Source organism: Paraburkholderia sp. J7 (assembly GCF_905220155.1).
Lineage (GTDB): Bacteria > Pseudomonadota > Gammaproteobacteria > Burkholderiales > Burkholderiaceae > Paraburkholderia.
The window spans coordinates 33119-45336 of the sequence record NZ_CAJMYZ010000006.1; the positions used below are offsets into that span (position 1 = coordinate 33119).

Consider the following 12218-nt stretch of genomic DNA (forward strand, 5'->3'; position numbering starts at 1 on the left):
TTTCTATGCTTGGGGATGGGCAGCGCCCGCTCAAACACAGTCTAGGGAGAGACAAAAACGGTTCATAGACACAAAACGATGCGTTTAGACCGTGGTTTTCGTCATTATGACGATGCATCTCGTCGAAATGACGAAAACGGTCAATTTCGATGCGGCAAACCCCGTCGTCCAGCCTCCCGTTTGGGCCGCATTTCGCCCGTCACTCAGCCCGTCACGGAGCCGCGATCGACCTTGCGTGCGAGCACGATGGAGGTGGTCGTGCGCTCCACGCCCGGGATGCCGCCGATCTGATCGAGCAGGTCGTTGAGGCGGTCGGGCGAATCGGCGCGCAGCCACGCCACGTAGTCGTACTCGCCGCTCACCGCGCACAGCAACTGCACTTCGGGCATCTTGCCGAGGCGCTTTTGCACATCGGGCCCGTGGCGCGGCGCGATGATGAGCCCGACCCACGCCTGCAAGCTCGCGTCGAGCACGTCCTGGCCGAGACGCACGCCGTAGCCGGCAATCACTTGCGTGCGCTCAAGACGCTCGATGCGTGCAAGCACCGTGGTACGCGCGACGCCCAGGCGCCGTGCGAGATTCGCGACACTTTCGCGCGCGTTTTCCTGCAGCAGCGCAACGAGGCTGCGGTCGAGGTCGTCGAGTTGATCGAGGCGCGGAGGTCTCATCGGGCGGTGGTCTCTTCGAGAGGTCTGAACGGCGTCATTATCGCGCGCGGCTCGCCGGCCGAGCGGCGGTCGCGGCGTGCAAGCCATGCGCGACGGGTATTTCCACGCGTTTCGTTTGTAAGCAAGTGTCGCAGCCGGGCCGTCGTGTAGCGAGAACGTGGTACTAATAACGGCTGCAGCCGATCTGGCCGTGCTACCCGCTACGACATGATTCAAGGAGTCACAATGAAGAAAGCTTTCGTCATCCTTGCCGCCACGCTCTCGATGAGCGGCGCATTTGCACAAAGCGCCGCTCCGGCCGCCGCAGCCTCGGCCGCATCGAGCGCCGACGTGCGCGCCGCGCAGCATCAGCAGCGTGTCGAGGAGCGCATCACGTGGCTGCATACGCAGCTCAAGATCACGCCCGAGCAAGAGCCGCAATGGAAGACGTTCGCCGATGTCATGCGCAGCAACGGCCAGACCATGGCCGGCCTCTACAAGCAGCGCATGGAAGGCGAGAGCACGCGCAACGCGCTCGATGACATGAAGCAGTACGCGCAAATCTCGCAGGCCCACGCCGACGACATGCAAAAGCTCGTCACGGCGTTCGAGCCGCTTTACACGAGCCTCTCGCCCGAGCAAAAGAAGCTCGCCGACCAGACCTTCCGCCACGGCAGCGAGCATGGCCCGTCGGGCAAGCCGATGAAGCCGAAGCACAAGGGTAAGGCGAAGCCGTCCGCCGACGCAGCACCAGGCGAGGGCGAAGCGGCCAGCACGCCGGCCGCGCAGTAACGCCGCGTCCCGCAGAAAGGCACAGTAAGGGCACCCGTCGAATGGGCCACGCTCCAAGGCGTGCGCGGCGGCCCGATCCAGGGTACCCTTGCGGACCGCGCGACGGCCGGGCGGTTTCGCCCGGCCGTCGTTTCTTTGGAACCCGATTCTCGTGAAGCAGGTCCGCTGCTGCCGCCATGATTGAACTGACCCAACTCGACCTGCGCGTCGACCCTGCCGCACAGCGCGTAGTCAAGGACGAAACCGTGAGCGTCGAGTTCGCAGCCGCTGCCGGCGAACTGATGAGCCTGGAAGGCCCGAACCGTTATGTCCCGGGCGACGCCATCGTCACCGGTTCGACCGGCGACCGCTGGGTCGTATCTCGCGACCGGTTCGATGCGAAGTACCTGCCGGCGAGCAACACCCTCGCCCACGGGGAAGCCGGCGCGTATCGTAACCACCAGGTCGTGGTGCTCGCCAGGCGTATGGACGAGCCGTTCACGCTCGTGCGTTCGGCCGGCGGCGATCGCCTGAGCGGCGTGGCCGGCGACTGGGTCATGCAATACGCGCCCGGCGACTACGGCGTCGTGCAGGCCGCGCGTTTCGCCAAGGTCTACAAGCTCGCCAGCTGAGCTTCAGGACAACGCAGAGCTGGCGCGATGCGCCCCGCCCTTCGTCGCTCAGTCGTCGCTCAGTCGTCGCGTCTTCGTCCTCTTCGTCCTTTACGCAAACTCTTCGTCCAGCGCGATCGTTACCTCGTGCGGCACCTCTTCGCCCTTCGCGTGCTGTTCCTCGAGCGATTCGATCGTCGCCTCCACATAGGCTCGCAACACCGCAAAGCTGCGCCCACGCAGCCGCGGCGGCAACGCACGATAGCGCGCGAGCGCTGCAGGCGCGATCGCGACCGTAAGCGCCATGCGGCGCGCCTTCGAGCCAAAGCGCATCGCCACCCAGTGCACGACCAGTTGCGGCACGCCGTTCTCGTTCGGCTCTTCGGCAAATCGCGTCTGCTCGGGAAAGATGTCGGCGATCACGCGGGCGAGCTCGTCGAAATCGGGGCTCGCACATTCAAACAAATAGGCTTCCATTGACGCCAGAAAAAAGGAGTGAAACGCGCGGACTTACGCCGCGCGCGCAACGCGCCGCTCAGCGCGGCACGTTCTGAAAAGCACGACGGCGACCACGAGAGCCGCCACCGCATACACAGAATCCACGACGACGAGCGGCGCGAGACGCGCCTGATACATCGCCGCAGGCACGTCGATGAGCGCGTGCGCGAGGATCGCGAGCGGCAGAATCCCCCGCCACCCCGCGCGCACGCCGCGCCACATCAGCACCGACAACCCAATCTGAAATACGAATGCGGCCGTACGCTCGAGCGCGAACACTCCCGCGAAAAGCGGAGAGAGGCTCGCGAGAATCAGATGCACGCGCAGGACCGAGTCCATCGTGAGGTTGGAGAGGTGCTCATCGAGATCGCCACGATTGGCGAGCACCGAAAACACGATCCACTGCAGTTGCACGAGCACGCCGACGAACCACGCCTCCGCGCCCGCATGGCCGATGCCGTAGCCGAACGCCGCGCCGTCCGCGGGCGTATTGGGCTTGCGCGCGCCGCGGCGCGCGATGATCCGCATGGCGATATAGCGGCCGACCTCCTCGCACACGCCCGCGATGAGCGCGCCGTACAGCACGAAGAAAGCGGGATTGGCGAGCACCTGCGCGGCGGCGGCGTTCTCGTGCAGCATGTAGTCGTTGATGGCGCGCTCGATCACGGTCGCGAAGAACGCGAAGACGGCGACGCCCGCGATCGTATCGCGCCAGTCGAGCGCGAATGGCACGCGCAGCCGGCGATAGAGCGATACGGGCAAGGCGGCGACGAACAGCGTCGCGAGCGAAAGGCAGACGAGCGTGATCGGGGCTACGGACATGGGCTTCCTTATGACGTTCGGCACGCACGTACGCGCGCCGCAGCCCGAATGATCGCAGATATTGGCGCCTGCGCGCAGGCCCGGCTGCGCGCAGGCTTGGGAATCGTGCCGTTGAAGCGCTCATCCAACCCGCAAGACGTGATGGGGAGATAGCGCCGAAGTCACCCCAGCGTCGAATCCCTCACCACCAGCTCGCCCTCGAACGCCGCCGCGCGGGCCTTGGGTGCCGCCCCTTCGATGCGCTCGTGCAGAAACTCCACGGCGCGATAGCCGATCGCGCGCGTGGGCTGGCGGATCGTGGTGATGCCGGCAAGCTCGGCCCACTCCGGATCGTCGATGGCGACGAGCGCCACGCGCTGCTGCCACTGCGCGCCAAGCGCCGCCTTCAGATGCAAGGCGAGGCTCAGCGCGACCGGCGCGTTGGCGGCGAACAGCGCGCAGCGCGCCCCGCGCGCGAGCGCCTCGGCCACATGGGCGTCGAGCGCCGCGAGCGCGGCTTGCACGGCCGCTTCGTCGTGCAGATCGAGCACGTGCGTAAGGCCACGCGCCGCGCCCTTCGTCGCCTGCATCGACTCGCGAAACGCCGCTTCGCGCTCGCGCCGCGAACTCACCTGCTCGAACGGCTGCACGACGAACACGATGTCGTCGTAGCCGCGCGCTAGCAGATGCTCCGTGCCAAGGCGCACGGCTGCCGCATTGTCGAGGCCGACCATATCCGCATCGAGGCCGTCGACGGTACGGTCGATCAGCACGGCCGGAATGCCGCCGCTCGCCACGGGCTTCAGCATCGATTCACGCACGCCGAGTGCATTGACGATCACGCCTTCCACGCGATACGTGGTCAGCAGTTGCAGATAGCGCCGCTCCATGTCGATTTCGTTCGCCGCGTGGCAAATAAGCGGCATGTAGCCGAGCGCGTGACATGCCTCCTCCACGCCCTGCAGGATCTCCACCGAATACGGATTGGCGAGATCGGCGAGCAAGAGGCCCAGCAGGCGATTGCGGCCGCGCTTGAGGCCACGCGCCATCTGGTTGGGGCGATAGTCGAGCCGCTCGATCGCCGCTTCGATGCGCGCGCGCAGGTCGGGCGACAGCACGCTCAGCTCGCCGTTCAGATAGCGCGAAATGCTGGTCTTGCCCGTGCCCGCTTCACGCGCCACGTCGCTGATGGTCGCGCGGCGCGGCGCCGTGGCCGCGGCGTCCTTTTCCGCGTCTTCGCCGTTGTGCGAACGCTTCGCGCCGCCCGCAGCCATATTCATCGCGCGAGCACTTCGCGGTTGACGACGTTCACGTCGAGCGTGCCGGCGAGCGCCGCGACGAGGTTCTGCGCCGCGCAGCGCGCCATTGCGTGACGCGTCTCGTGCGTGGCCGAGCCGATGTGCGGCAGCGCCACGACGTTCGGCATACGCAGCAGAGGCGACGCGGGATCGATCGGCTCGCGCTCGAACACGTCGAGACCCGCGCCGTGAATCGTGCCCGCTTCGAGCGCCGCGATCAGCGCTGGCTCGTCCACCGTCGCACCGCGCGACGCGTTGATCAGAATCGCGCTCTTCTTCATCTTCTTCAGTTGCTCCGCGCCGATCAGGTGTCGCGTGGCGTCGGTGAGCGGCACCTGGAGACAGACGAAATCCGAGCTTGCGAGCAATTCGTCGAGTTCGACACGGCGGGCGCCATAGTTGCGCTCGGCCGCCTCGTTCGGACTGCGGTTCGTGTAGAGCACCTTCATGTTGAAGCCGAGCGCCGCGCGCCGCGCAACGGCGCCGCCAATGCGCCCGAGCCCCACGATACCGAGCGTTTTGCCCTGCACTTCCACGCCGAATTGCGGCGCGCCGATGCTGCCCTTCCAGTGGCCCGCCCTCACCCAGTCGGCCAGTTCGACCACGCGGCGCGCGCTCGCGAGGATGAGCGAGAACACAGTATCGGCCGTCGATTCGGTCAGCACGTCGGGCGTATGGGCCAGCACGATGCCGCGCTTCGTGAGATCGGGCACGTCGAACTGGTCGTAGCCCACGGAGATCGTGGAGAGCGCCTTCACGCGCGAGCCTTCCAGCATCGCCGGCGTGATCTTCACACTCGCGCCGATCGCGCCGTCGGCGTCTTTTAGCGCGGCGGCGAGCGCGCCGGGCTGGTCGGCGTCGACTTCGATCAGGTCGGCGTGCTCGCGCAGGTAGTTGGCGACATCGGCGGGCACGGCTTTGTAGACAACGATTTTCGGCTTCATAAGTGCGCTGGACAAGAAGGGTTATTTACCGTGAGCCGGCGATGCATAAGCACGGGCGGCGACGCGCTGCGGCTTCACGGCGAGCGTGAGGCCCACCGAAACGAGGAGCGCCACGCTCATGAACGCATAGGATGCCGCAGGCGAGCCCGTCGCGCCATTCAGATAGCCGACCACGTACGAGCCGACGAACGAACCGAGCGCGCCCATGCTGTTGATGAGCGCCATGGCGCCGCCGGCCACGTTCTTCGGCAGCAGTTCCGGCACGATCGCGAAGAACGGGCCGTAAGGCGCGTACATCGCCGCGCCGGCCACGACGAGCAGCGCGTACGAAATCCAGAAGTGCGTCGAGCCGAGCGCATAGGAGCCCGCAAAAGCCAGTGCGCCAACCAGCAGGAACGGCCACACGAACGCACGGCGATTGTCGAGCTTGTCCGAGGCCCACGAGGCGGCGAGCATCGCGATGGTCGCCGCAAGATACGGCACCGCGGAGAGCCAGCCCGTTTCGACCATGCCGAGCGCCGAGCCATTTTTCACGATCGAAGGCAGCCACAGCACGAAGCCATACACGCCAATGCTCCAGCAGAAGTACTGCGCGGAAAGCAGCATCACGGCGGGCGTGCGGAACGCCTCGGCGTAGTTGCGCACCGGTTTGATGGCGGCCTGCTCGGCGCGCATCGCGGCGTCGAGCGCGCGCTTTTCATCGTCGGAGAGCCAGCTCACCTGTGCGGGCTTGTCGCGCACGAGGAACCACCAGCACACGGCCCACAAGACAGCCGGCACGCCTTCCGCGATGAACATATGACGCCAGCCGAACGCATGCACGAGGTAACCTGAAACGACCGACATCCACAGCACCGTGACCGGATTACCGAGGATGAGGAACGTGTTGGCGCGCGAGCGCTCGGACTTCGTGAACCAGTTGCTGATGAAGATGAGCATGGCGGGCATCACGGCCGCTTCGACCACGCCAAGCACGAAGCGGATCGCCATGAGCGACGGGATGTTCGTGACGACGCCCGTAAGCGCCGCGCAGCCGCCCCACAGCACGAGGCTCGCGAAGACGAGCGTGCGCACGCTGCGCCGCTCGGCATACATGGCGCCCGGCAGCTGGAAGAAGAAATAGCCGAGGAAGAACAGCGCGCCGATCAGCGACGAAAGCCCTGAGCTGATACCGAGATCGCGGTTGATGCCCGCCGCCGAGGCGAAGCCGTAGTTGGCGCGGTCGAGGTAGGCCAGGCTGTACGTGATGAACACGATTGGCATGATTGCCCACCAGCGGCGCGGTGCGAGCGAGGTTGAGGTCATCGGTGTCTCCAGTTGAACGGGGGGCTTGGTACCGGGTGGTGCCGCCCTCTGGTCTCATGTCATTTGGCGCGGCGCTTGCGAGTTCGCGTTGCGTTGCGTGGTTCGTGCTTGGTTCGTATCCGCGCTGATTCGGCTATGCAGCGGCCGGGGCAGCGGCGCCCGCCTGCTGTTGTGTACCTTCTAGCGCGTCGAGTTGCGCACGCGTCGGCAAGCCTTCCGAGTCGCCGATCACCTGCACGGCCAGCGCGCCGATGCGGTTGCCGCGAGCGACCGCCGCCGCGAGCGCACGCCCCTCGAGCAGCGCGCTTACCACCCCCACGGCGAAGCCGTCGCCGGCGCCCACGGTATCGACCACCCGCTCCACGCGCTGCGCCGCGACGCGGCCTTGCTCGCCTTCGGCCGTGGCGTAGTACGCGCCGTCTGCACCAAGCTTCACGATCACGCCGCGCGCGCCGCGCGAAAGATAGAACTGCGCGATGACTTCAGGATCGTCCGAGCCCGTCAGCACGCGGCCTTCGCCCACGCCTGGCAGCACCCAGTCGGCAAAGCTCGCGAGCTCGTTGAGCGTGCCGACCATCTCGGCTTGCGAGCCCCAGAGCGTCGGGCGCAGGTTCGGATCGAACGAGATCGTGCGGCCCGCAGCGCGCATTTCGTGTGCAAGCTTGAAAGCCAGTTCGCGCGACGACGAGGAGATCGCAGGCGCCACGCCGCTCAGGTGCAGATGGCGCGCGCCGAGCACATAGTCGGACTGATAGTCGCAAGCCGAGAGCTTGCTCGCAGCCGACCCGCGGCGGAAATATTCGACCGCCGGATCGCTGCCGTCGTCGTTCTTCGACTTGAGCTGGAAGCCGGTCGGATAGCGCGTGTCGGTGCTCACGCAGCGCGCGTCGATGCCTTCGTGCGCGAGCACGTCGCGCACGAACTGGCCGAACGAATCGGCACCCACGCGGCTGATCCAGCCCACCTTGAAGCCGAGGCGCGCGAGGCCGGTCGCGACATTGAGCTCCGCGCCCGCCGCGCGCTTCGTGAAATGCGCGACTTCGGCGAGCGGCCCCGGGTCGGTAGCGACGAACATCGCCATTGCTTCGCCGTAGGTGATGACATCGAGTGCTTCGGTCATGAGATGCGTTCCTGATGAATCGTATGGGATGTCTGCGGCCCGGCTGCGTGTGCTCAAGCGGCTGCGAGCCATTCGACGTAATGCGCGGCGTCGTCTTCCACGCGAGCCGGATCGAACGGAAACTCGATGCCGCGTGGCACGTGTGTCGGCAGCAACGCGAGCGCGGCGCGGCACAGCGGGTCGTCGTCGCCCGGCGCCGCGGCGAAGCGGCGTGCGCCCTCGCCCACCACGGCCTTGCAATGGATGTATTCGACGTACGGCGCGAGCGCGGCGGCGGCAAGCAGAGGCGGCTCGCCCGGCCATTGCCAGTTGCCGATGTCGAAGGTCATGCCGATCACGCCCGGTGCACCGCCGTCGCGCAGCGCATTGAAAAGGCTGATGAACTGGTCGAGCTTGCCGCCCTGCTCGAGCTGACCGTTCTCGACGACGACGCGAGGACCGTGGCCCGCTTGCGCCCTGTCGTCCGTTCCGCCAGTGCGCGCCCCCAATTCTTCGAGCAGACTCGCGAGGCGCGCCGCGCAGGCCTCGCCCGCGAAACCGCCGAGCTGCAGCTTCACGAAGCGTGCGCCAAGCGCACGGCCCGCTGCGAGCGCGGAGGAAAGCGCGGCCTCGTCGAGCGCGCCATCGTCGCCATAGAGCGCGTCCGGGGTGGACCAGACGCGCCACAAACCTTCGTCCGCAAGCGCCGTTCCGAGCGCGCGCAGCGCATCGGGCTGCGCGTCGGCATCGTGCATCAGCTCGCGCCGCACCTCGAACGCCTGGGCGCCTGCGCGCCGCGCCGGCCGGCTCCACGCCGCATGCCCGTCACGCCAGATTGCCTGCGCGCCGAACGCGCTCGCCACGATTGCTACTTCCGCCATTGCCTTCTTCCTGTTGCCTGCCACCGCGCATTTCGCTTTTCTTGGAACCGGTTCCAAATCCAGCCCGAAAAAAAGCGCCTACGCGCCGGTTGATTAGGGCGGATAGTGCGCGCTAGCCGCTCAGGCCGCCATTCTGGATTGCCCTGGGTCGGGAGTGTCTGGTGAACTACGCGCCGGGAACGTCCGCGAGACACAGTTCCAGAAAGCGCTGTGCGACGCGCGAAGCCGCGCCCGCGTGCGGCACCAGAATCGAGAAGCGCCGCGCAAGCGGTTCGGGGCCGAGGCTGATCTGCCGCAGCGCGCCGTTCTCGTGGCGCATCGACATGGCCGAAACGAAGCCGATGCCCATGCCCGCCCGCACCGCTTCCTTCACGCCCTCCACGCCCGCGATCTCGAGCGCCACGCGCATGGGCACGCCCGCGCGCGCGAATGCCCGTTCGACCACCTGGCGCACGCCCGAGCCATCCTCGCGCAAAACGAGCGGCCACTGCGCGAGCGTTTCCACCGTAATGGCCGACATCGGCGCGGCCGACTCCCCTTGCGTGTCGGACTGCGACGCCAGCGCGTGAGCGCGCGGCACGATGGCGACGATTTCGTCCTCGAGCCACGGATGCACGGCCGTATCCGGCGGCAACTGCTCGCCCACTGGCCCTTCGATCAGCGCGATGTCGACTGCCCCGAGCATGCCCACGACGTCCGTCGTATTCCCGCTCGACGTTTCGAGCTTGACCTGCGGATAGCGCCCATGAAATTGCGCCACCAGATACGGCAGCCGGTAGCTCGCGGGCGTGGTGGTCGCGCCGATGCGCAGCGTGCCGCGCTCGAGCCCGCGCAACGCGTCGCGGTAGGTCAGTGCGTCGCGCCAGGTGTCGCGCAAGCGGGCCGCGTAGCCCGCAAGTTGCTCGCCCGTGGGCGTGAGGCGCACGCCCCGGCCGTCGCGCTGATAAAGCGGCTCGCCAATCTCCTCCTGCAGCAGCCGCAGCTGGCCCGAAACGGCCGGCTGCGACAAATGCAGCGCCAGCGCCGCTCGGCTGATGTTGAGATGCTCGGCGACTGCCGCGAAAGTTATCAGTTGTTCCGGGGTCATCGTGGAAAACCATCGTGTTGTCCTATATATTACTTCACAAATCACGATTTTTCATATCGATATATCTAACTTAGGATTAGGCCATTCGATAGCGACCTGTTCGCTACCCCATTTTTCGACCGGTGCATCCGGTAGAGAGGCCGTCATGTCTACTCCCAGTCTTGCGCACGCGTTGCCGTCCACCCGCGGGCAGCTCAACGGCGTGCTGTTCGTCGCGCTCTTCGCGGCAGCCGTCACCAGCATCGCTTCGCTGCCCGCCATCGCCGGGCTCGGCATGAGCCCGCTGATCGTCGGCATCGTCGCGGGCGCGATCTACGGCAATGCGCTGCGCGACGGCATGCCCGAAAGCTGGGCCGCCGGCGTGAACTTCTCCGCGCGCAAACTGCTGCGCATTGCCGTCGCGTTCTTCGGGCTGCGCGTGAGCCTGCAGGAGATCGCCCAGGTCGGTGTGCCGGGGCTCGTCGAATCGGTCGTGATCGTCGTGAGCACGCTGGTGATCGGCACCTGGGTTGGCATGAAGCTGCTCAAGCTCGACCGCGACACCGCCATTCTCACGGCGGCCGGCAGCGCGATCTGCGGCGCGGCCGCCGTGCTCGCGTTCGAATCCACGCTGCAGTCGAAGCCGCACAAGAGCGCCATGGCGGTAGGCAGCGTCGTGCTGTTCGGCACGCTCTCGATGTTCCTCTACCCGGTGATCTACAAGGCAGGCTGGCTGCATCTGGATACGCTCGGCGCCGGGCTCTTCTTCGGCGGCACGATTCACGAAGTCGCCCAGGTGGTGGGCGCAGCGAGCAACGTGAGCCCGGAGGCCACGCATATCGCCACCATCGTCAAGATGACGCGCGTGATGCTGCTCGTGCCCGTGCTGCTCGTGCTCGGCGTGTGGCTCAACCGTGCGGCGCGCAGCAAGGCGCTGGCCGACGGCCATGCCGGCCACGGCGGCGCACGCAAGCTCGCGGTGCCCTGGTTCGCGCTCGGCTTCCTCGCGCTCGTGATCGTGAATTCGCTTCACGTACTGCCCGAAACGGCCACCCATGCGGTCAACACGCTCGACACGTTCGCGCTGACCATGGCGATGACGGCGCTCGGCATCGAGACGCGTGTCTCGCAAATCCGCCAGGCCGGCCCGCGGGCGCTGACCGCCGGCTTCATCATCTACTTGTGGCTGGTTGGCGGCGGTCTTGCGATCACCTGGGGCGTGGAGCGCCTGTTCGGATGATCCGGCGCCCAGGGGCCGCGCGCCCCGCCCCGTTCCCCCGTGTGCCGGCGCTCCCGGCCACCGGCCCCGCTTGCAGCGGGGCTTTTTGCGTTTCTGCGCACGGCCGTTTTGCGCCATCTCGCGAGTGCGCGCCACGCGCGAACCAGGCGCGACGGTTGCGAGCGATACTGTGCGTTGCTGCCCGTTGCGTGGGCAGCCGCCGCGCGCGCCGAGGCGAGCACGGCAACGAACGCAAGGGGACGACCGATGGCATACGAGCTCTATTACTGGGACGGCTTGCAGGGCCGGGGCGAATTCGTGCGGCTCGCGCTGGAAGAAGCGCAAGCGCCCTACGTGGATGTCGCGCGCGGCGAGAAGAAAGAAGGCCTCGGCATCGGCGCGATGATGAGCGAGCTGGAAAGCGCGCAGCCGTATCCGCCGTTCGCGCCGCCCTTTCTCAAGGACGGCGACCTCATCGTGTCGCAAACCGCCAACATCCTTTTCTATCTCGGACCGAAGCTCAAGCTCGCGCCGCGCGACGAAGGCCTGCGCATCGTCGCGAACGGCCTGCAGCTCACGATCGCGGACCTCGTGACCGAGGCGCACGACACGCATCACCCCATCGCGAGCGCGCTTTACTACGAGGACCAGAAGGACGCCGCGAAGGCGCGCTCGGCGGATTTCATCGCGCATCGCATTCCGAAATTCATGAGCTATTTCGAGCGCGTGCTCGCGCAGAATCCGGACGGCCCGCGCCACATGGTGGGCACCGCGCTCACCTATGTCGATCTTTCGATGTTTCAAATCGTCGAGGGTCTGCGCTACGCGTTTCCCAAAGCGACGAAGCATTTCGCGGATCACTATCCGCATGTCGTCGCGCTGCACGACGCCGTGGCGAAGCGTCCGAATATCGCTGCCTATCTTGCCTCCGAGCGGCGGTTGCCGTTCAACGAAACGGGCATCTTCCGGCACTACCCCGAACTCGACCGGGCCGTGCGCTGATTGCGCGCGCGCCGAGGGACGTGACCGCAGCCGCCCTGTTTCGCGCACGCGGCGCGCAGTTGCCGCCGCGCACCCG

General features: G+C 66.7%; 13 protein-coding genes. 4 read left to right on the plus strand and 9 right to left on the minus strand.

What is annotated here, in order from left to right:
- Nucleotides 1-203: 203 nt before the first annotated feature.
- A complete protein-coding gene (locus tag U5A58_RS11480) occupies nt 204-668 on the minus strand; it encodes an Lrp/AsnC family transcriptional regulator (protein WP_042265707.1) in 465 nt (154 codons plus the stop codon).
- Nucleotides 669-893: 225 nt separating this feature from the next.
- Here U5A58_RS11480 and U5A58_RS11485 point away from each other — a divergent pair, with 225 nt between their 5' ends.
- Both U5A58_RS11485 and U5A58_RS11490 read left to right on the plus strand, forming a co-directional pair.
- Entirely contained in the window at nt 894-1439 is a 546-nt protein-coding gene (locus U5A58_RS11485) for a Spy/CpxP family protein refolding chaperone (RefSeq protein ID WP_321961545.1), read from the plus strand.
- A gap of 176 nt (nt 1440-1615) precedes the next feature.
- On the plus strand, nt 1616-2050 hold the full coding sequence (locus U5A58_RS11490; RefSeq protein ID WP_321961546.1) for a PGDYG domain-containing protein: 435 nt from the start codon (nt 1616-1618) through the stop codon (nt 2048-2050).
- Nucleotides 2051-2140: 90 nt separating this feature from the next.
- On the opposite strand, the gene U5A58_RS11495 is transcribed toward U5A58_RS11490, so the two are convergent.
- From U5A58_RS11495 to U5A58_RS11530, 8 genes are all read right to left on the minus strand, one after another.
- Nucleotides 2141-2506 (minus strand): DUF3022 domain-containing protein, encoded by a 366-nt coding sequence (locus U5A58_RS11495; protein ID WP_321934823.1) that lies wholly within the window; start codon nt 2504-2506, stop codon nt 2141-2143.
- Between the two features lie 33 nt (nt 2507-2539).
- Nucleotides 2540-3349, minus strand: coding sequence for a YhfC family intramembrane metalloprotease (locus U5A58_RS11500; protein ID WP_321961547.1), 810 nt, complete (start codon nt 3347-3349; stop codon nt 2540-2542).
- A 161-nt stretch (nt 3350-3510) separates the two neighbouring features.
- Nucleotides 3511-4608, minus strand: a complete 1098-nt coding sequence (locus U5A58_RS11505; protein WP_321961548.1) for a substrate-binding domain-containing protein — start codon at nt 4606-4608, stop codon at nt 3511-3513.
- The gene (locus U5A58_RS11510; RefSeq protein WP_321961549.1) at nt 4605-5570 is read right to left on the minus strand and encodes a D-glycerate dehydrogenase; all 966 of its coding nucleotides are present in this window, start codon (nt 5568-5570) and stop codon (nt 4605-4607) included. Before U5A58_RS11510 ends, U5A58_RS11505 begins: the two co-directional genes overlap by 4 nt.
- Nucleotides 5571-5591: 21 nt before the next feature.
- Nucleotides 5592-6875 carry an MFS transporter gene (locus tag U5A58_RS11515; RefSeq protein WP_321961550.1) on the minus strand — a complete coding sequence of 428 codons (1284 nt, stop codon included), beginning with the start codon at nt 6873-6875 and terminating at the stop codon, nt 5592-5594.
- Nucleotides 6876-7008: 133 nt separating this feature from the next.
- Nucleotides 7009-7995, minus strand: coding sequence for a sugar kinase (locus U5A58_RS11520; RefSeq protein WP_321961551.1), 987 nt, complete (start codon nt 7993-7995; stop codon nt 7009-7011).
- A gap of 53 nt (nt 7996-8048) precedes the next feature.
- A complete protein-coding gene (locus U5A58_RS11525) occupies nt 8049-8855 on the minus strand; it encodes a TIM barrel protein (protein ID WP_321961552.1) in 807 nt (268 codons plus the stop codon).
- Nucleotides 8856-9021: 166 nt separating this feature from the next.
- The gene (locus U5A58_RS11530; RefSeq protein ID WP_321961553.1) at nt 9022-9942 is read right to left on the minus strand and encodes a LysR family transcriptional regulator; all 921 of its coding nucleotides are present in this window, start codon (nt 9940-9942) and stop codon (nt 9022-9024) included.
- 145 nt (nt 9943-10087) lie between these two features.
- On the opposite strand from U5A58_RS11530, the gene U5A58_RS11535 reads away from it, so the two are divergent.
- The gene (locus U5A58_RS11535) at nt 10088-11161 is read left to right on the plus strand and encodes a YeiH family protein (protein WP_321961554.1); all 1074 of its coding nucleotides are present in this window, start codon (nt 10088-10090) and stop codon (nt 11159-11161) included.
- A gap of 246 nt (nt 11162-11407) precedes the next feature.
- Nucleotides 11408-12142: a glutathione S-transferase gene (locus U5A58_RS11540; RefSeq protein ID WP_321961555.1), complete on the plus strand. Its 735-nt coding sequence runs from the start codon at nt 11408-11410 to the stop codon at nt 12140-12142.
- The last annotated feature ends 76 nt before the right edge of the window (nt 12143-12218 follow it).